At 46.3% G+C, this 20,419-nt stretch carries 17 protein-coding genes and 1 tRNA gene; 15 read left to right on the top strand and 3 right to left on the bottom strand.

What is annotated here, in order from left to right; translation table 11 throughout:
* Window positions 1–986 precede the first annotated feature (986 nt).
* From DES40_RS05965 to DES40_RS05920, 8 genes are all read left to right on the top strand, one after another.
* Window positions 987–2,216, top strand: coding sequence for an RHS repeat-associated core domain-containing protein (locus tag DES40_RS05965; RefSeq protein ID WP_147405864.1), 1,230 nt, complete (start codon window positions 987–989; stop codon window positions 2,214–2,216).
* Between the two features lie 534 nt (window positions 2,217–2,750).
* The gene (locus DES40_RS05955) at window positions 2,751–3,125 is read left to right on the top strand and encodes a hypothetical protein (protein ID WP_121099603.1); all 375 of its coding nucleotides are present in this window, start codon (window positions 2,751–2,753) and stop codon (window positions 3,123–3,125) included.
* A gap of 49 nt (window positions 3,126–3,174) precedes the next feature.
* On the top strand, window positions 3,175–3,351 hold the full coding sequence (locus DES40_RS13175) for a hypothetical protein (RefSeq protein WP_170144902.1): 177 nt from the start codon (window positions 3,175–3,177) through the stop codon (window positions 3,349–3,351).
* A 6-nt stretch (window positions 3,352–3,357) separates the two neighbouring features.
* Window positions 3,358–3,924 (top strand): DUF4329 domain-containing protein, encoded by a 567-nt coding sequence (locus DES40_RS05950; RefSeq protein WP_121099602.1) that lies wholly within the window; start codon window positions 3,358–3,360, stop codon window positions 3,922–3,924.
* Window position 3,925: 1 nt separating this feature from the next.
* On the top strand, window positions 3,926–4,336 hold the full coding sequence (locus DES40_RS05945; protein ID WP_121099601.1) for a hypothetical protein: 411 nt from the start codon (window positions 3,926–3,928) through the stop codon (window positions 4,334–4,336).
* Window positions 4,337–4,342: 6 nt separating this feature from the next.
* Window positions 4,343–5,386: an RHS repeat-associated core domain-containing protein gene (locus DES40_RS05940; RefSeq protein WP_121099600.1), complete on the top strand. Its 1,044-nt coding sequence runs from the start codon at window positions 4,343–4,345 to the stop codon at window positions 5,384–5,386.
* Between the two features lie 980 nt (window positions 5,387–6,366).
* A complete protein-coding gene (locus tag DES40_RS05930) occupies window positions 6,367–7,182 on the top strand; it encodes an RHS repeat-associated core domain-containing protein (protein WP_233345449.1) in 816 nt (271 codons plus the stop codon).
* Window positions 7,183–7,491: 309 nt separating this feature from the next.
* The gene (locus DES40_RS05920; RefSeq protein ID WP_147405863.1) at window positions 7,492–7,797 is read left to right on the top strand and encodes a hypothetical protein; all 306 of its coding nucleotides are present in this window, start codon (window positions 7,492–7,494) and stop codon (window positions 7,795–7,797) included.
* 210 nt (window positions 7,798–8,007) lie between these two features.
* Here DES40_RS05920 and DES40_RS05915 read toward each other — a convergent pair.
* Window positions 8,008–8,098: transfer RNA gene (locus tag DES40_RS05915), tRNA-Ser, on the bottom strand.
* Window positions 8,099–8,253: 155 nt separating this feature from the next.
* Window positions 8,254–9,444: an FAD-dependent monooxygenase gene (locus DES40_RS05910; protein WP_121099595.1), complete on the bottom strand. Its 1,191-nt coding sequence runs from the start codon at window positions 9,442–9,444 to the stop codon at window positions 8,254–8,256.
* A 134-nt stretch (window positions 9,445–9,578) separates the two neighbouring features.
* Between DES40_RS05910 and DES40_RS05905 the strand changes: the two genes are divergently transcribed.
* The 7 genes from DES40_RS05905 (at window position 9,579) to DES40_RS05875 (ending at window position 18,525) form a co-directional block, all read left to right on the top strand.
* The gene (locus DES40_RS05905; protein ID WP_121099594.1) at window positions 9,579–10,670 is read left to right on the top strand and encodes an NADH:flavin oxidoreductase; all 1,092 of its coding nucleotides are present in this window, start codon (window positions 9,579–9,581) and stop codon (window positions 10,668–10,670) included.
* Window positions 10,671–11,280: 610 nt separating this feature from the next.
* Window positions 11,281–12,297: a LacI family DNA-binding transcriptional regulator gene (locus tag DES40_RS05900; RefSeq protein WP_121099593.1), complete on the top strand. Its 1,017-nt coding sequence runs from the start codon at window positions 11,281–11,283 to the stop codon at window positions 12,295–12,297.
* A gap of 185 nt (window positions 12,298–12,482) precedes the next feature.
* A complete protein-coding gene (gene zwf, locus DES40_RS05895; RefSeq protein ID WP_121100475.1) occupies window positions 12,483–13,916 on the top strand; it encodes a glucose-6-phosphate dehydrogenase in 1,434 nt (477 codons plus the stop codon).
* Window positions 13,917–14,642, top strand: coding sequence for a 6-phosphogluconolactonase (gene pgl, locus DES40_RS05890; protein ID WP_121099592.1), 726 nt, complete (start codon window positions 13,917–13,919; stop codon window positions 14,640–14,642). It abuts the gene before it with no gap.
* Window positions 14,643–16,505, top strand: coding sequence for a phosphogluconate dehydratase (gene edd, locus DES40_RS05885; RefSeq protein WP_121099591.1), 1,863 nt, complete (start codon window positions 14,643–14,645; stop codon window positions 16,503–16,505).
* The gene (gene glk, locus DES40_RS05880; protein ID WP_170144900.1) at window positions 16,502–17,455 is read left to right on the top strand and encodes a glucokinase; all 954 of its coding nucleotides are present in this window, start codon (window positions 16,502–16,504) and stop codon (window positions 17,453–17,455) included. Before edd ends, glk begins: the two co-directional genes overlap by 4 nt.
* A 26-nt stretch (window positions 17,456–17,481) precedes the next feature.
* On the top strand, window positions 17,482–18,525 hold the full coding sequence (locus DES40_RS05875) for an SMP-30/gluconolactonase/LRE family protein (RefSeq protein ID WP_121099589.1): 1,044 nt from the start codon (window positions 17,482–17,484) through the stop codon (window positions 18,523–18,525).
* Here DES40_RS05875 and DES40_RS05870 read toward each other — a convergent pair.
* Window positions 18,522–20,408, bottom strand: a complete 1,887-nt coding sequence (locus tag DES40_RS05870) for an ABC transporter transmembrane domain-containing protein (protein ID WP_121099588.1) — start codon at window positions 20,406–20,408, stop codon at window positions 18,522–18,524. The genes DES40_RS05875 and DES40_RS05870 overlap by 4 nt on opposite strands.
* Window positions 20,409–20,419 lie beyond the last annotated feature (11 nt).

The following is a 20,419-nucleotide window of genomic DNA, read 5'->3' as shown; positions in this document are numbered from 1 at the left end:
CTTCCATTTTTTTCTTTCACAATATTGGCATACTCTGTTGTCTCATATTTAAACTTCAAAAAAAACGGGGTGGACTACAAGAAGACTATGATTTTTGCATATTTGGCGGTTTCATTACTTTTCATATTATTATTCAGGCATTTACTTCGCGGGTGAACTAATGGCTTTACCCGCCCGTAGACTAAATGCCGTGAAAGCGGTGGGCTTACCATTGATAATCTGGCCGCCCAACGGGGGTTGACGTGCCGGGTACGGCTGAAGACCTAACTCTGACCTATGATATGGCGGGGCGTATGCTTTCTATGGCCAAAACGGGGTCAAACCTAAGCTATAGGAATTACCGCAGCGCAAGCAACCGGCGTTGGAGCATTAGGCGGCTGGGTCCGAAACCCAGGTATGGTTTCAGCAGCGCTGTTTGTTAATGGATATACATCAATTATGTGGGCAGGAACGAATGGCAAACTGGTCCACCCTGTTCCCGCTGAAGGAGTACGTTACGCTGCTTCAGCCCCCGTTGAGTGATTATCTATCAAAAGTTAAAGTTTTTATTTGTAGTTGTGGTGGAAAATATTGCAAATTCGTCTTGATTAATACCGGCAGTGCACTTTTGAATAGGATGTATAAGAAAAATGCCTAAACTTTCTGATATAGCAACAGCTTTTGTGAATTTTTTATATCTTTCGATTTTTATCGTTAGCGTTATATTCTTGCTTTTTACTTACTGTAAGTCCTGCTCTATCTTTGATGTAAATTTATCTTTTGAAAAACATTGGTGGTTTTTTTTTATGCTTCCAGTTGTTGTCTGTTGCGACCTTATTGTAAAATACCTGATATCTTTGGTAGGTAAGAAAGGTGAGAATTAAAGTACAGTATTTGGTATCTAGTTGTTAAGAAGTTATGTAATAGAAGATTTACTACCTTGTTTGTACAGGCACGACCTTACTTGCCTCCTCTATGACCCTGCATCGCGCCTTGCGACCGTGGACGTGACCACATCCTCAGCCTCTACACGCTTTGTTTATGACGGAGCGCGTATGATTGCGGAATATTATGATAATAACACCAATGCGTTAAAGGCCCGCTATGTTCACGGCCCGGGCGTGGACGCCCCGATTGTGCAATATGATTACAGCAGTCCGAGCAGCTTCACCCGCTCTTGGTATGTCACAGACCAGAAAGGCTCTATCACGGGGCGCACCAATGCGGCGGGTACATCGCTCTCGGTCAATAGCTATAGCCTCTACGGACAACCAGACGCCGCCAATGTCGGGCGGTTCCAATATACGGGGCAAGTCTGGCTAGAGGAGGTGGGCCTTAAGCCCCTGCCGGGGCCTTTTTCGTCTATTTTTGATTCACGGGATCAAAAATCATGGCTTCGCCATACCGCCTCCAAAGACTACAAAGCCCGCTTCTATGACCCGACCATCAAACGCTTCCTCAATGCCGACCCGATTGGCTATGGCGACGGGCTGAATATGTATAGCTATGTGGGCGGTGATCCGGTTAATCGGCGTGATCCGAGTGGGATGCGTACGTGTCACGGAACTCCAGATGGCGTTGCGTGTCAAGAAAGCGGAGACGGTGTTTCAATATATCCGGGAACCCAAGATTGGCAAGATTTGAGAGCAATGTATGATAATAGTTTTGATTTTGGCGACAGTTTCGTGGGAGGGCTATTAAACGATCTTCAAATTTCAATCAGGAGGGCGCTAGATGCAAATATACCAAAAATTGCTGCGTGCGCTGCGGGTAAAGCTATTGTGACAGCGGCAAAGGCTGCTTCACTAGTAAATGGAAATACATCTCTTCTTACTTCAAAACTCACAACAGTAGTCGGATTGAATGGAGGAATGAGGATTGGTAATGTAGGCCCTGGAGGTACTACTTCATTACTTTATGTTGAAAATGGCGAATCTTCTGCTATCGGAGTCGCAGAAAATGCTACTGGAGGCACATCAGGAAACACTGGTAAAAAGAATGCATCCTTTTATACATCTATATCTCTTGGAGTTACTCCGGCGCCGATTGATACATTTACAAATGGAAGTAGCTTCACCGTAGGTAGGGGTTTCGTTCGTAATATTGGAGCGTCCCTAACTTTTATACCTGATAATGCAAGTTCAGGTCTTTGGCCAATGGCAACTATTGAAGTTGGTCTTGGTACAGCCAAAGAATTCTCAGTAGGTATATTCTCTGGCTTTCAAAGCTGTCAGTAAAAATATTGGGATAGGTGTACGAGAAATGAATGTTATTTTGACTAGCTCAATAGTTTTTTTTCTTATTGCAGCTTCCATAAAGCCGCAGATTTTTTACAGTCATTATAAGTTTTCAATATTCGTTTTTTCTATATTGGTTTTAGGTGCTCACATAGTAAACTATATTGAAAATAAAGAGGTCATTGGGAGAGGTAGAAAATTTATTAGGTTGATTTTTTCATTGATTATAATTGTCATGTCAATTTTTATCTTTGTAACTTTACTCAAAAAAGGTTCTAATCCCTAGACGCTTGTTCTTCAAATTAGGACCAGAATTTTGTAATCAACAGCCTTAACCAGATCATGAGCGAGAATAGCTAGAGACGGACGCTTAAGAAGATCTGCGGTCATTGCTGATAGAGCTGACGAAGCTGCCAGAGCCGCCAGAGCCTTATATGACTTCTATGATTTCGCTAGTAACCTTCCTGTAGAGAAAATACTTGGAGCACCAGATGCTTTTTGCTCTACATAAGAAGCAGTAATTAGGAATGGGTTATGAATATAAACAATATTTTCAAAGTAAATTTCCTACTGATAGTTGCTTTATTTGGCTGTGCAGAAGCATTAGAACAGCCTGAAATAATTTTCGTCACAAAACAAACCAACTTAGAATTACAAGTAGATGAAAGCCAAAAAATCACTATCGATACGAATTTAAGTGTATATAAAGGGAACTATTTTTTAAATGGACAGCCTATAGATAAGGTTGAACTTTTAAATCAACTGGAAAGAGGAAAAAATAAAGCTCACGCCACAAGAATTAAAATTGCATCCTTATCTAAAGGTGATGATCAATTAGCTCATAAGTTAGAAGACCATATTCGATCATTAGGTTATGAGCAGGTATTTACCTTTGTATTGAAAAGTTGAAACCAGTAAAGTATGGTTCAAGACCGCCGCAACGCTCACCCGTGATACGGTGGACAACCTCACTATAGCAGGCGGGAAGACCTATAGATATGACTTCGCTAATCGCCTGACCTCCGTCACGGGCAGTTCAGGGAATGCCGCCATGACCTATGACCCGAGTGGGATGACGGCTGATGATGACGAAATTATTACGACGGGAGTAAGAATCGGCATGTTAGTAGATTGAGAGTTGTTGCAACAACTACGTAGTATTTATGGCGATAATGATGGTTTAATCTATCCAGTCGGAGTTTTTGATCATCTAATTGATGGGGGTGCGACGAGAAACGAAGATGACTGCAGTAGCTCAGAGGATAGACCAAGGAGCTTCGACCCAAGGAATCAGTCAATTATAAATCAAATGGACTCCATGAATGCAAATTCTGTGGTTGATAATAAAGAGCATCAATCATACGGTCATGTGCAATCAGGTGGCGATATTTTGTTTTCAAACCCAACCATTCATCAAACAGGTAGTGCGCAAGTAGATTTAATGGCAGCTGCGTTTGCGCCTGGTCAGTTTCGTTACTTACTACATACGCATGGCGCTACTGACCCTAGATATATTAGTGACACATTTTCACGGGGTGACATTTTGACGATAAATAACTTAGATGTCATTGGAATTTTGGCAACTCCCGATGGGTCCGTATATTCAATTCAACCAAATTTGATAGATGTTAGCGGAATGAATCAAAACGAAGCAATGCAGGCAGGCCGAGATAACCGCGTTTTAATTGGTTGCGTAACAGGGGAATAAAATGCGATTTATTCTATTTAATTACATTTTATTTTCGCTGTCTTTATGCTCACTCGAACGACAAGAAAAAAACAACTTACATTATGCGACTGATATATCCTTCCCCCATCCCCTTGAAACGCTTGGGCGAAACAATGAGTTTTCTACTCCATGTTATTACTTTGTTAAAAAGGCTGAGAAATATCTCAGGGAGTTTGAAAATCAGAGCATATTTGACTTCGAACTCATCAGGTGTTTTGATAGAAATGAGAAAGTAGTTGTAAGTTTAATAGAATACGCCCCTGTTACAAAAGAGCAGATAGAAGCGGCAAAAATAAATAAAACTCAACTACCATATCGCCACGGGTCAGCATTGGAACTGGAGATATCGAAAAATAATTCCAGCGTATTAAGCCTTATAAGAATAAGGTGACGACTGATGTGTGCCTTGTCTATCACAGACCAGAAAGGCTCTATCACGGGGCGCACCAATGCGGCGGGTACATCGCTCTCGGTCAATAGCTATAGCCTCTACGGACAACCAGACGCCGCCAATGTCGGGCGGTTCCAATATACGGGGCAAGTGTGGCTAGAGGAGGTGGGCCTTAAGCCCCTGCCGGGGCCTTTTTCGTCTATTTTTGATTCACGGGATCAAAAATCATGGCTTCGCCATACCGCCTCCAAAGACTACAAAGCCCGCTTCTATGATCCCACCATCAAACGGTTCCTGAACGCCGACCCGATTGGCTATGGCGACGGGTTGAATATGTATAGCTATGTGGGCGGCGATCCGGTTAATCGGCGTGATCCGAGTGGGATGACGGCTGATGATGACGATGTAGATGAAGTTGTTGTAACAGGAACTAGGCGGCGCCGGGTTCGTCTGCTCTTCATTAACCCTTTTGAGTTTTGGACAGGTAGAGATATTATCACTGGTGGTGTATTGAGTATATTTTCTGGTGGCGGGGCGGCTGGCAGAGCTATACAAAGAGCGGCGGATAAAAAACTTGATAACTTATGTGAGTCGCTAAAAGAAAGTGCCATAAGCTTAAACCAAGTTTTCGATAATGTACCTCACGGCGTAGGCTATATTAGCGATCAAATAAGGGCAGAGAACCCTTGGCTGACTTTAGAGTTTGGTGCGTCTGGAGGAAATGGACTTCATGGGGGTGTTGATGTTGGGTTGTTTGTTCATCAGACATCTGGTGATTATGGTGTTTATATTGCCCCTTCAGGAGGAATCGGAGGAGGCGCTCAAGTTCACGCCACCTTCATTGCGACACCAGTGCAGCCTACGGGTTTAAACGGCAATATCAATGTGACTTTAGGACGTGTTTTGCAGGCTGGTGGCGGTGTTAAGTTTGGGGCCGATGAAGCTGGATTGACCGGCAGATTTGAAGCGGGGCTAGCGGCTGGTGCGTCAATATCCTCGACACTTGCTTTTGCTTTGGGGAAACAATGTGGAAACATCAATGATGAATAAACAAAGCTTTTTGCCTTTTTCATGTGGGATTTTCTTATTGCTCGTGACCTTTTCATTTTCTGTAAAAGGAAACGAGAATATACTAGCCCTTATTCCCGTCATATTACTTACAGTGTCTATTTATTTTTTTTCAGTTTCAACTAATTGGTATAAAACAATAACGAAAGTTGATCCGGTAAAATTTTCTCAAATGTTAATTATAATTAGTTGCGTCTTGTATTTTCTAATTTCAATTTTCTATTGATAAAATACTTTTTCATTGTCTTATACAAATGAGTTAGGCCAAAATTATTGTTCAACAGAAATTGTCCGTCGTCATATAAAGTGGCACAGATTATGGGCCATGGGCGCTGACATCAGACAATAGTTCAATTAGCGAAACCCCGACATCTTACAAATTTCCTTCTCAAGACCTAGGTAGGAGCAATGAGCTCTCAACACCTTGTTATTTGTTCTTTAAATAAGCAAAAAATACCTTAAAGACATTGAAAATGAAGGCATATTTGATTACGGGTTGGTCAGGTGTTTCGACCGAAAAGAGAAGGTTGTAATTAGTTTCATAGAGAATGCTCCTTTTACGAAAGAACAGCTAGAAGCGGCGAAAAAAAATAAACTACCATTACTGTACAGACATGGAACATCTTTAGAAATTGAATTGGCTAAGGATGACTTTAGCGTGTTTAGCGTCATAAGAGTAAGGTGACTGATCAATTAATTACTGCATTCAAACTAATTTAAAACGGGTTGTGTTGGAAATAGATGAAATAGACTTTTATAAAGTATTTAGCTGATCTTGCTCTTACTGCCGTCCGGCAACATTCATATGCTCTTGGTATGTAACAGACCAAAAAGGCTCTATCACGGGACGCATCAATGCGGCGGGGATATCGCTCTCTGTCAATAGCTATAGCCTCTACGAACAACCAGACGCCGCCAATGTCGGGCGGTTCCAATATACGGGGCAAGTCTGGCTAGAGGAGGTGGGCCTTAAGCCCCTGCCGGGGCCTTTTTCGTCTATTTTTGATTCACGGGATCAAAAATCATGGCTTCGCCATATCGCCACCAAAGACTACAAAGCCCGCTTCTATGACCCGACCATCAAACGCTTCCTGAACGCCGACCCGATTGGCTATGGCGACGGGCTGAACATGTATAGCTATGTCGGCGACGATCCGGTGAATAGGCGCGACCCGAGTGGGCTATCGGCTGATGATGACGAAATTATTACGACGGGAGTAAGAATCGGCATGTTAGTAGATTGGGAGTTGTTGCAACAACTACGTAGTATTTATGGCGATAATGATGGTTTAATCTATCCAGTCGGAGTTTTTGATCATCTAATTGAAGGGGGCGGAGAAAACGCTACATCGGATGACGAAAACGAAGAAAATTGCGGCAAATTAATTACAGCCCCAAATGGAGATGTATATACTCTCCCACCTGGATACACATCAGTTCCAATTGGAGGGGCCGGGCCTGACGCGGGTCATCATTATATGGCTTCACCCGATGGAAATTTGGTTTATACACCTTATTATGCAGCACGTGCGTTTGAAAATTACGATGTGATGATGGACTCATTGGCAGGGCTTGGTGCTGGGATTAGTGTTGGCGATTTCAGCGGTTCCGTTATCGGCGGCGTTGTTGGGGCAAGTTCAGGGAGCGCCATTTTAGGGGGCTATTTGGGCGGCTTAGGAGCTCTCCCAGGCTTGATTCTTGCTCTACTGGCTAACACGCCGCCACCGCCAGACAGCTTGCGACCCTCTTCAGTAACTCCGTGCACACCAAAAAACTGAATCTTTATTTAGAGGATTATTTATGAAAAAGTTTTTGGCTTACATAAATGTGTTTTTTTCAATCGCACTCTTGACGACATTGCTGGTTATTAGTTTTTTACTAAATTTTCGAAAAGATATTGGTGAAAAAATATTTGGGAGTGTTGACTTTTTAACACATAAGGAGTTTTTCTATTTATCTCCCGCTATTATTCTAGTCTCAGTCTATCTAGGAATAATTTTACGTAAGCTCTTCTACAAAGAAGGTGATTGATATCATGTTTCTCTCATACAGGACGGGTTCGAAATCTTGAGTGAAGACGGCCTTAATTGCGCCCATCGCGTATGATTGCGGAATATGATGATAATACCAATGCGTTAAAGGCGCGCTATGTTCACGGCCCGGGCGTGGACGCCCCGATCGTGCAATATGATTATAGCGCTCCGAGCAGCTTCACCCGCTCTTGGTATATCACAGACCAGAAAGGCTCTATCACGGGGCGCACCAATGCGGCGGGTACATCGCTCTCGGTCAACAGCTATAGCCTCTACGGACAACCAGACGCCGCCAATGTCGGGCGGTTCCAAAATACGGGGCAAATCAACACGGAAGTGAGCTCCACCCGCCTATTATAAACCTATTGTTATTTAGCGTAAGGCTATCGCTCGTCTCTTAATCGACGTCGAGCCCCGTTACGGTCATTGTCCCCCGTCACGGTCATTGTCAAAGTGACGGCATGATTGAAGTCAGTTTGAGCCAGAAGGTCGTGTCAGAGAGGCCGAAATTTATGTCGCACGCGAAGACCGCAAGCTGGGTTGGCTGGCGGCAACTTGCGAACAAAAAAGTGGCGGAGACGAAGGGATTCGAACCCTCGATGAGCTTTTGGCCCATACTCCCTTAGCAGGGGAGCGCCTTCGACCACTCGGCCACGTCTCCGTCGGCGGGACTAGCGAATTGCGGGCAGGGGGGCAAGCGGTATCTGCTCTTAAACTGCGAGAAATACGATATTTTTAAAAGCCCTCCATTCATAAGGTCAAACCCTGTTTAGAGCAGACAAAGTAAGAGCGAGGTAATAAGGCTATGCGTAATGCTTATGCAGGGTAGTCTTGGGTCACATCAACGCCATAAATTTTATCAAGCCGAGCCAATAAGGCGGGCGAGAAAAGCGTAGCGGCTTGGAACTTTAGATCGCGTATCATTCTGCCCAATCCGGGCCGCATATGATAGAGGGCGGCGTTCTGACGTGAGATAGATTGCATAAATGTGGTGCGTGGTTTTCGGGCCGTTTCATAGCGCTTTAACGCGAGATGCGGGTCGTTCTCATATTTTGCTAGGCAAGCCGCCAGTACCCATGCGTCCTCGATAGCCATGGCGGCCCCTTGTGCCATGAAAGGTAGCATAGGGTGCGCTGCATCGCCTAACAAAGCCATTCGGCCCTTTGTCCAATGGGGTAAGGGGGCGTGGTCAAACAGGCCCCATAAAAAGCTCTCATCACAAGCCTCAATCAATTGTGAGATACGGCTATCCCAACCTGAAAAGGCGGCGGCCAATTCGGATTTATTAGCAGGCATATCCCAGCGCTCTTCGGTCCATTGCGCTTGTTCTTTGACGGCCACAAAGTTTATCATAGTCCCGCCTTTGACATAATAGCTAACGAAGTGCTGTCCGTGGCCGAGCCAATTATTTGCGGCAAAAGGGATTAGGTTTTTGGGCACGCTTTGGGTGGGTATAATACCTCTCCACGCGATTTGGCCTGTAAATTCTGGTCGGCTTTCTCCGCATATAGGGTTTCTAAATAGAGAACGAATCCCATCTGCTGCAATTAAATAATTCCCCTGCAATGCAGTGTGACCAATTTGAACTTGTATAGGGTCTTGTTCAATATCGCTTTCTTTAATGTTCATGCCTAAGTGAATGTTTATATTATGCTTTTTTGTATTTAATAAAAGCGTTTCAATCAAATCAGCTCTGTGAATGTGAAGGTATTTATGACTATATCGACGGTGATAAACCTCGCCCATTTCTGTCATCATCAAGGGTGTACCCTTTTTTCCGTTTCGTAGAATGCCAGCCTTTGGTTCACAGGACAGAGCTTCTATTTGATTGGCTATGCCGAGGGCAGAATAGACCGCCATAGCATTTGGGCTGAGCTGTAATCCTGCGCCAACCTCTTTAATTGCAGGGGCCTGTTCTAAGACTTCCACCGCAAAGCCTCGCTGCGCCAAGGCGAGGGCTGTTGTAAGGCCGCCAATGCCTGCGCCAATGATGAGGACTGTCTTCATAAGGGCTTTCTTTTCGAATAGGGCTTAAACTAAAACGCCGCTACCCCTCTCGTATTTCACCGCTTAGATACCTATCTGAATAGTCACGTATTTAAAAGCTATGTAACCGTAAAATCACCGCATTAGGAGAGTTCATGTCACCCTTGTTTAAACCCTTTTCTTTGAAATCCTTGGACCTACCCAATCGTATTGTCATGGCGCCTATGACGCGTAATTTTTCGCCTAATGGTATTCCGGGGGCAAATGTCGCCGAATATTACCGAAAGAGAGCGGCCGCTGATGTGGGGCTGATTTTATCCGAAGGCACAACAATTGACCGACCTGGCGCGTCAAATGATCCTCGCATTCCGAACTTCCATACAGAAGAAGCCCTAGCAGGTTGGGAAAAAGTCATATCCACTGTGCATGAAGCGGGCGGCAAAATGGGGCCGCAAATTTGGCATACAGGTATGGCACGAAAGCCCGGCACAGGCCCTCACCCTGAGGCGGATTCAGATAGTCCCTCTGGTTTAACCCATACGGGTAAACAGGTTATGCCAGCGCCAACTATGGAAGAAATTTCCGATATTGCGGATTCTTATGCTCGCGCGGCTGCGAATGCAAAACGCCTCGGATTCGATATGGTCGAAATTCACGGCGCGCATGGTTATCTGGTGGATGAATTCTTTTGGGATGTGATGAACCAGCGTGACGACAAATATGGTGGAACGCTTGTAGACCGCGCGGAATTCGCTCGCGAAGTCATTGGTAAATGCCGCAAAGCGATAGGTGAAGACATGCCGCTTTGTATTCGTGTGTCGCAATGGAAACAGCAAGATTATGCGGCGCGTTTGGCCGAGACGCCAGAAGCTCTCGGTGAGTTTTTAACAAGCTTAACTGAGGCTGGTGCCGATATTTTGCATTGCTCTCAGCGCCGTTTCTGGGAAGCTGAATTTGAGGGTTCTGATTTGAACTTTGCGGGTTGGGCGAAAAAATTAACAGGCGCCACGACCATATCAGTCGGTTCAGTCGGATTGAAAGGGGATTTCTTTGGGTCTTTCAAAGGGGAGGGCGCCGAAGTCGCTAGCCTCGACAATTTGATAGAGCGTATGGAGCGCGATGAGTTTGACTTGATTGCTGTTGGCCGGGCTTTAATCCAAGATCCAACCTGGGCGCAAAAGGTGAAAGAGGGGCGTTTAGACGCTCTTGAGCCTTATGACGGTGCGGCTTTGATGAGCTTAAACTAGGCAGTCCAGCAATACCTGCTTTTACATAACAGGCTCACCTATAATCAGGTGAGCCCTAAGTAGATGTTTTTTTGCAAGCTATATTACCAAGAAAAGCACGTTCTGTGCAGGCGGGGACGATCATCTACGGGCGCATATTCAGCCTTTGCTGAAACTCCAAGAGCTCTGTTTTAAAGGTTACTTTGTAATATTATAGGATTGACAATTTTGACTTTTCACAGTTTAAGGTCAAAAAAAGGGAGGTGACATGGTTACTTTAATCAAAAATATCTTGCTCGCCATTATCGTTATTTTACTGTCAGTCCTACTAGGTCTTTAAATAAACGATTAAATTGCCAATTTCTTTGCTCGCCTCTTTGGGGCTGTAGATAACCCCTTGTTTGATTGTCTTTTTTAAGTCGTCCTCTGCACATATACCATAATTCTATGGTCTGAAATTTCGCCTAATTTGAGGGCAAAAGACCCTCTATTCTATCTTTTATGAGCCTGGCTGAGTTGATTCCCTGGCACTGAAACCACATTCGTGACCTTTGCTTGAAATATACGCGCAAATCAGGCACACAAAATTGTGGACGCTAACACTGAATTTATCAGGGGCGGATAGGGAAATATGAAAGCAACCATCACAGATGTGGCAAAACAGGCCGGCGTGTCGATGAAGACCGTCTCGCGTGTTCTAAATAACGAGCCTAATGTGGCCGACAAAACGCGGGAAAAGGTTTTAGAGGTCGCGAGCGCCTTACGTTATTCTCCGAATTTAGCAGCCAAAGGTTTGGCCAGCTCAAAGTCATATTTAGTGGCGCTCGTCTATGACATCCCAAGTGCGCATTATGTATCGAAGATACAATTAGGGGCCATCGCGGCCTGTCGCGAATTTGGCTATCATCTTGTCCCAGAGCCCTTAATGATTGGCGATGTTGAAACAAATGAGCAGAGTTCGGTTCTCTTGCGAAACTTATTTAGTCGCCTGCCTGTTGATGGTGTTATTTTGGCGCCGCCATTGTCGGATTCTGCCGAAGCGATAGAAATCTTAGATGGTCTTAAAATCCCCTATGTGCTCGTTGCCCCGTTTAATGTCGGAACGGGCATAAGGGCCGTCAAAATGGATGATGTCCTAGCGGCAGAAAAAATGACGCAATTCCTTATCGATCAAGGTCATAGTTCTATTGGTTTTATTAAGGGGCATACCGACCACAGCGCCGCGAGTTTGCGTTATGAAGGCTTCCGAAATGCGATGGCCGAAGCGCATCTGACTGTGCACTCCCATGAGGTCAAACAAGGGGACTTTACCTTTCAATCGGGCGTCACGGCCGCAACCGCCTTATTGGCGGACAAATCGGATAGGCCTAGCGCAATTTTTGCATCCAATGATGAAATGGCGGCAGGGGTCGTTTCGGTGGCTGCAAAGCTCGGTATTGATATCCCTAGCGAACTCTCTGTCGTTGGTTTTGATGATACCCCATTGGCAAGGCTCATATCGCCCCAGTTAACGACGGTTCAACAACCTATTTATGATATGGGCTATGAGGCCGTTCGAATGTTAATTGATCCTGCGGAAAACACGAAGCCGCCAAAAACTCAAGAACTAGATTTTAAACTTATTATACGGGATTCAACTTCGACATAAGCAATATAATTTTAGGGGAAGAATACCAGTGATTGACAGCGCTGTCATATCTGTCATATTTTGCCTTAAAAAATGAGGGGAATCTGTTGGTGTCTGACATCGGGAAAGTTACTGTGAACAAAGCCAAAATCGACAAAAATACAGAGGGAGATCGCTCAGCCTTTGTACCTGTTTCGCCATTTGAAATGGTGATTTTTGGAGCCACTGGGGATCTGGCGCGGCGTAAAATTTTCCCAGCGTTATATCACCGCTTTGTCGACGGCCAAATTCCCAAGAGCTCACGCATTGTCGGTGTCTCACGAAGTGAGCATAGCCGCGAAGAATTCATTGATATTATTCATAAAAACTATTGCGAGTTTGAAGGCGCCGATACGCTTGATGAGAAAAGTTGGAAGGCGTTCTGCGCGCTTATCGATTATGTAAAGATTGATGTGGTGAATGATAAAGATTGGAGCGCTTTAGCCAAAGCCGTTTCTAAATCACAAGATCTTATTCGTGTGTTCTATCTTGCCATGCCGCCATCTATGTTTTCAGGCATTTGTCAGGGCTTAAAGCGCGAAGGTCTGGCGCATGAAAAAGCGCGTGTTGTCTTAGAAAAGCCCATTGGGACGGATTTTGATTCAGCTCATGCCATTAACGAGGGCGTGGCACAGGTTTTTGAAGAAAACCGAATTTACCGTATTGATCATTATTTGGGCAAAGAGACCGTACAAAATTTGTTAGTTCTTCGGTTCGGGAATGTTTTGCTTGAACCGCTTTGGAATAGTAACGCAATTAAACACATTGAAATTACGGTGGCCGAAAATATCGGGGTTTCTGGGCGCGGGGCTTATTATGACGGGGCCGGGGCCTTGCGGGACATGGTCCAAAACCATCTTTTACAGCTTTTGTGTCTCTCAACGATGGAAGCTCCATCTTCGCTCGGCGCGGATGATGTGCGGACCGAAAAAATCAAAGTGTTACGCGCTTTGGAGCGCATCACAGTAGAGAATGTTCAGTCCAGAACTGTGCGCGGGCAATATACGAACGGGCGCGTAAACGGTGAGACCGCCAATGGGTACCTCGTAGATTTGGATGTGGATGAGAGCAACACAGAAACTTTCGTTGCTATAAAAGCTGAGATACAAAATTGGCGATGGGCGGGTGTGCCGATTTATCTGCGTACAGGTAAGCGTATGAGTAGCAAGCGCTCTGAAATTGTTATTCAGTTCAAACCTGTCCCGCACTCAATTTTTGGCGATGACACCAAAGTAAACCCGAATAAGCTTGTTATCCGGTTGCAACCCGATGAGGCCGTCAAACTCTTTATGGAAATCAAAGAACCTGGGGCGGGTGGGTTACGCCTTAAGACGCTCCCGCTGAATTTATCCTATGCGGCTAATTTCGCGGTGCGTTATCCTGATGCTTATGAACGCCTCTTAATGGATGTTGTCCGGGGTAATCTGGGGCTGTTTATGCGCCGTGATGAAGTCGAGGCGGCTTGGCGTTGGTGTGACGGCATTCTTGAGGCTTGGGAAAAAACAGGGCAGGAAGCCATGCCGTATTTCGCCGGAACAGATGGGCCGAGAGCGGCCGATAAAATGCTAGCTGAAGTTGGCGATGCTTGGTCAGAATCCTAGATGTCCGATCTTGATTACGGATATAGGATTTTGGATGATGCAGGGCAATATGTGGAGCATGCGAGCGCATATATTGAAAAGGCGCTGAGGGGGGCGCTTACTGAACGCGGTAAAGCGAGCTTACTTGTTTCGGGCGGGTCAAGTCCTAAACCTGTTTATGAAATGTTGAGCCATGTTGATTTGCCTTGGGAAAATGTGACCATCAGCCTCGTTGACGAACGCTGGGTAAAAGAGGGCGAAGCGGGATCAAATGCTGATTTCATAAAGGCGACGCTTTTGCAAAATCGTGCATCATCGGCGATGTTTTTCCCGCTCACGAATGAAAAAACAACCGCCAAGCTGGGCGCGAAAGAGCTCACGAAGACGTTCGACGAAACTTTTCCTGATCCCATCGATGTATGCGTTATGGGTATGGGAAAGGATGGGCACACGGCCTCTTGGTTCCCGCACGCCTCAACTTTGGCGCAAGCTTTTGAGATAGATGGAGCGGATTCATTAGTCTGGCAGGACGCGACAGGCCAAGCAGGAAATAGCGGATTTTGTGACCGGATTACGGTGTCACTCCCCTTGGTAATGCGGGCTAGACATGTGCCGCTCTTAATTCCGGGGCATCAAAAGAAAACTGTATGGGACGTAAGCGGCGAAAAGGATGTTTTCGAAGCGCCTGTTACGACGCTGCGCGCGGCAGGCCCGCGATTGACCGTATTTACGCATCTAGGAGAATAAATGACGAACGCCCTTATTCAAACCGTTACGGATCGTATCATCAAACGGTCTAAGGAAACCCGACAAGCTTATCTTGCGGACTGTAAAGCCAATATGCGTCCCGGGCCGCGCCGACGTCGTTTAACCGAAGGCAACGTCGCACATGCTAGCGCCGCTTGCCCTGTATTAGAAAAAACAGAGATATTGGGCGCGAAGTGGGCCAATATCGGCATTGTTACGGCCTATAATGATATGCTTTCTGCACATCAGCCTTTTGAGCGATTTCCTTCGATAATTAAACATGCGGCCCGCCGCGCCGGTGCTACGGCACAAGTCGCAGGCGGAGTTCCAGCAATGTGCGACGGCGTAACTCAAGGCCAAGACGGAATGGAACTCTCGCTTTTTTCTCGTGACATTATTGCTTATTCAACGGCGATTGCCTTGTCGCATGATATGTTTGATGGCGTAATCCATTTAGGTGTCTGTGATAAAATCGTTCCGGGGTTAATGATTGCGGCCCTGAGATATGGATATTTACCCCAAATTTTCGCGCCAGCTGGGCCCATGCCTTCGGGGATTAGTAATCCAGAAAAAGCGCGTATCCGCCAATTATTTGCCGAAGGAAAAGTTGGCCGAGAAGAACTTCTTGCCGCTGAAAGCGCATCCTATCACGCGCCAGGAACCTGCACATTTTATGGCACGGCAAATACAAATCAGATGCTTATGGAAATTATGGGGATGCAGCTCCCTGGGGCCTCATTTGTACACCCGAATACCCCATTGCGGGATGCCATAACGGCGCAAACGACTCGGCGCCTCGTGAGCATGACGAATATGGGAGAGAGCTTTACGCCCGCTTGTGATATCATTGATGAGAGAGCGATTGTAAATGGTTTGGTCGGTTTGATGGCGACTGGTGGATCGACTAATTTGACCATTCACCTCTCTGCGATTGCGAAATCGGCTGGGATATTAATTAACTGGGATGATTACTCCGACATATCAAAGGCCGTGCCATTGATATGTAAAATTTATCCTAATGGAATTTCTGATGTAAATCATTTCCATGCTGCGGGCGGGATGGCCTATCTAATTCATGAGCTCATTAATGAAGGTCTCGTCCATACCGATGTAACCACAGTGGCCGGCGGTGAAGGCCTGATTGAATATACGCGTGAACCCATTAAAAATGCACATGCAGACCCAGACCCCGTCTTGTTCCGCAAAGGGCCAACTGAATCGCTTGACCCAGAAATTTTAGGCTCCGTGAAGACGCCTTTCCGCGAAGATGGTGGGCTACGATTAATGAGCGGTAATTTAGGGCGCGGCGTCATGAAGATTTCTGCTGTGAAACGCGAGCATTGGATTGTTGAGGCTCCTGCCATTGTCATTAATCATCAAAATGAACTGATGGAGATGCACAAGTCAGGCATTCTAGAACGTGATTTTGTCGCTGTTGTGCGTTTCCAAGGCCCAGCGGCCAATGGCATGCCAGAATTGCACAAATTAACGCCTGTATTGGGCGCGCTCCAAGATAAAGGGTATAAGGTGGCTCTGGTAACGGATGGTCGTATGTCTGGGGCTTCGGGTAAAGTGCCAGCGGCAATTCATATGCATCCCGAAGCGCTGCATAATGGCCCGCTCGCCAAGGTCAGGTCAGGTGACATCATACGCCTAGATGCAGAAACGGGCACAATTGATGTGATTAGTCCAGAAGAGCTAGACAGCCGCGAGGTGGCGGCAAGACCTAAGCCAGACAATCTTTCTGCCCTTGGCATGAACATGTTTGCCCCGATGAGAGAGCAAGCGGATAATGCTGAAGCCGGGGCTTCTGTCCTTGGTGATCCTGAATGGGCTGCCCATTTACGCAGGCCTCTTGCATGAGCGGCCTGACCCTAGTCGGAGATGTGGGAGGGACGAATTGCCGGTTTGCTCTGGCAGAACGTAACCCTCAAGGCACAATAGAGCTCCACCACTCTGAACGGTTCGCTGTCGGAGATTTTTCTAGTTTTCATGACGCTGTGAAAGGGTATTTAGACGCACAGAAACTGACACCGAAAAAAGCCGCCTTCGCCTTTGCAGGGCCAAAATTTGGTGATGAAATTCGTATGACAAATGTGGATTGGGTCGTCTCTGAATCAAGTTTAAATGAAAAGTTCGGTTTTGACGATGTTGTCGTATTAAATGATTTCGTTGCAATGGCGAATGGAGCCACCGTTATTCCAGATGATGGCTTTGACGTTTTGCTACCCGGTAAGGTCAATTATAATAAACCGATTGCGGTGATGGGGCCCGGTACAGGTCTTGGTATTTCCTGCATTATTCCCGGGCAACCTTTGCGGATTGTGCCTACGGAAGGTGGTCATACGGCCTTCGCGCCACAAAATGCTTTTGAGCAAGAAATTTTAACGCATCAATTGGGGTTAATGCCTTATGTTTCGGCTGAAAGCCTTATTTCTGGTCCCGGCATACCGCGTTTATATAGAGCGATTTGCGCCATCAGAGACGAGGTGGCAACCTTATCTAAACCAGAAGAAATTGTGGCAGCGGCACAAGCCGATCCTAAGTCGGCGGCGCGTTTAACGGTCGTCACATTTTGCAATCTACTGGGGGGCTTTGCGGGTAATGCCGCTCTAACAATGGGCGCGTCTGGCGGTGTTGTATTAGGTGGAGGGGTCTCGCGCCATATAGCGCCTTTCTTTGATCAATCTGAGTTTAAAGAGAGATTTAAATCTCGTGGACGTGGCAGTTTTTTCGTCAAAGATGTGCCTGTACGATTAATTACTATTGATTTTGTTGCTCTATACGGCGCGGCGGCAATGGTATTAAATTAAATCAAAAATTATTCGAGAGACCTGCTATGAAGACATTATTGCTTTTATCTCTGAGTGCTTTTTCTCTATTGGCCTGTCAGCCAAAAAATGAGGCGACTACAGCCCAAGGTGAGGCCGCTAACGTAGTAGAACCGTCCTATATCGGCGCAGTAGAGATGACGGCCTCTGGTATCATTGATCCTGAAGCAAAAATAGAGGATTTGGGCGGGGCCTTTGGCTGGTCGGAAGGCCCTGTTTGGATAGCAGAGGAGAGCCGAGTTTTATTTACGGACGTCCCCGGTAACATCATGTGGAGCTATAAAGAGGGGGAGGGTTTAACAGAGTTTCTTTCTCCATCGGGTTTGCCTGATCCCAAACCAGATTACATTAGTTCACAAGGGGCAAATGGACTTATTCGTTTAAATTCAGAAGAAATTCTGTTGCTCGATCATGGGCATCGCGGGCTCTATGCCATGAACCTTTCAACGCGAAAGACACGGCTGATTGTTGATAAATATAATGGGAAGGCGTTCAATAGCCCTAATGATGCGGTTTTGCATAAAACGGGTATTATATTTTTCACAGACCCGCCTTATGGTCTCGCAGGACAAGACCAATCTAATGTCAAAGAAATACCTTTCAACGGTGTTTATGCTTATTCTCCATCGGGAGAGGTGACACTTATAGATGACAGTCTGACGCGTCCTAATGGCATCATTTTGTCCCCCGATCAGCGCACGCTGTATGTGTCGAATTCAGACCCTGAAATCACGATATGGAAAGCTTACCCAGTGGCGGAAGATGGGGCTGTCGGAGACGGTGAGATATTCTTTGACGCAACAGCTGATTTTGCCAAGGGCGAACGGGGTAATGCAGACGGCATGGCTGTCGATACGGAAGGTCGTATATATGCCACAGGGCCGGGCGGCGTCATCGTATTTTCACCGCAAGGAGAGCGTTTGGGCCTCATTCGCACGGGTAAATTAGTCGCAAATGTCACCTTTGGCGGTGCGGACGGTTCTGTTCTTTATATGACCTCTCATGATATTTTAGCGCGCGTTCCTATGCTGGTCACAGGGCAGGGGTTTTAACCCGCATTAAACTGTAGAGAGGCGAGGCGGGCATAAAGGCCATCTTGCTGAACAAGGCTTTCATGCGTGCCTGTTTCGACTATTCTGCCTGCATCCATCACAATAATACGGTCTGCCTTTTTCACTGTCGCCAGACGATGGGCGATGACTAAGGAGGTTTTGGTTTCTGCCATAGTTTCAAATGCGATTTGAACCGCTCGTTCGCTCTCAGCATCAAGGGCGCTGGTCGCCTCGTCTAATAACAAAATAGGAGCATCCCTTAAAATCGCTCGCGCAATGGCAATGCGCTGACGTTGACCACCTGAAAGGGTTACAGCTCCTTCGCCCAGATCTGTATTATAACCTTCGGGTAGTTTTTCGATAAAATCATGCGCAAATGCGGCTTTAGCGGCGCGAATGACATCTGCATCTGTAGCGCCTTCGCGGCCATAACGAATATTATCATAGGCCGTCCCAGAAAAGAGCGGTGTGTTCTGTTGAACGATAGCAAATTGCTGACGCAGATTTTGAGGTGACATGTCTTTGATAGACACACCATCTAAATTAATCGTCCCTGTCTGCGTGTCATAAAAACGGAGTAGTAATTGAAATATCGTTGATTTGCCAGCCCCTGAAGGCCCGACAAGCGCGACGGTCTCGCCCGCTTTGATATCAAAGCTTATGTCTTGAATGGCTTGTTCCGTCGGACGGGAAGGGTAGGCAAAAGTAACATTACTGAAAGTCATTGCGCCCGTCGCTCGGCTGAGGTTCTGGGGATGGGTAGGGGCAATAATTTCTGCCTCCTCGGAGAGCAAAGCCATAACGCGTTCTGTGGCGCCTGAGGCTCGCAATAATTCCGTCCAAGTGCCAGTTAAGAAGCCGACATTTGAGACAGCGGAAATAGCAAGGAATATGAACTGAACAATGTCCCCGCCCGTCATGCGCGCTTCGCCTGCTGCATTCGTTTCATTCACAAGGCTGGCACCATACCACATCACCCCCAGCATGCCCGTGAGGCCAAGCCCAAAGATTACAAAGGTCATGATAGACCGAATGAAAATGCGTTTTTGATTGGACGAGAAAGTGTCTTCGACAGCGCTGGCAAAGCCTCTTCTTTCATAATCTTCACGCGTAAAGGCCTGAACCGTTGCCATAGCCGATATACTTTCGCTGGCGCGGGCAGAGGCAGAGGCCAGATTGTTTTGACCCCTGACTGATAGCTTTCGAATAGAACGGCCAATAAGAATGGCAGGCAGTAAAATGACAGGGCCAATCAGTAAAACCAGCAGGGTCAATTCCCAGCTTACAAAGAACATTATGATAATCGCGCCAATCGTTACGACGAGTGAACGCAGTGCAAAAGAGAATGACGACCCAATGACTGTTTCAATCAGTGTGGTATCCGTCGTAAGGCGAGATAAGACTTCGCCCGTTTTCAGAGTCTCAAAAAATCGCTGATCCAGTTCGGTCAATTTATCATACACAGCTTTGCGGATATCGGCGATGACGCGCTGCCCCAAAACGCTAATTAAGTAAAACCGTAAGGAACTAAAGACGGCCAATGCCAAAACAATCAGAATAGCAAATATAAAATAAGCGCTGAGGTCCTGACTTTGTCCGATGGCATAGGTCGCGCAATACTCTAGGGGTTCAGCATCACCAATAAAACCGCAATCGACGATAACTTTGGCCGCCAATGTCATGGCAAGGTTAAGTCCTGCGGCTATAATGAGAGCCGCAAGGAAAAAGACTAGCGTTAAAGGGTATCGGCCAATGAAAGGCCAGAGCTGTCTAAGGGGCTTAACCGTTTTAGCTTTTGTACGCTTATTTGAGTCCTCTTCGATTTGCACAGCCAAAGCGGCTCCGCTCCCTCGAACTCCATCCATATCCGCCGTTTCAGACATTCAAACAAACT

This window comes from Litorimonas taeanensis (assembly GCF_003634015.1).
Taxonomy (GTDB): domain Bacteria; phylum Pseudomonadota; class Alphaproteobacteria; order Caulobacterales; family Maricaulaceae; genus Litorimonas; species Litorimonas taeanensis.
The sequence above is the reverse complement of the archived record's forward strand: the minus strand, read 5'-3'. Positions and strand labels throughout refer to the sequence as shown.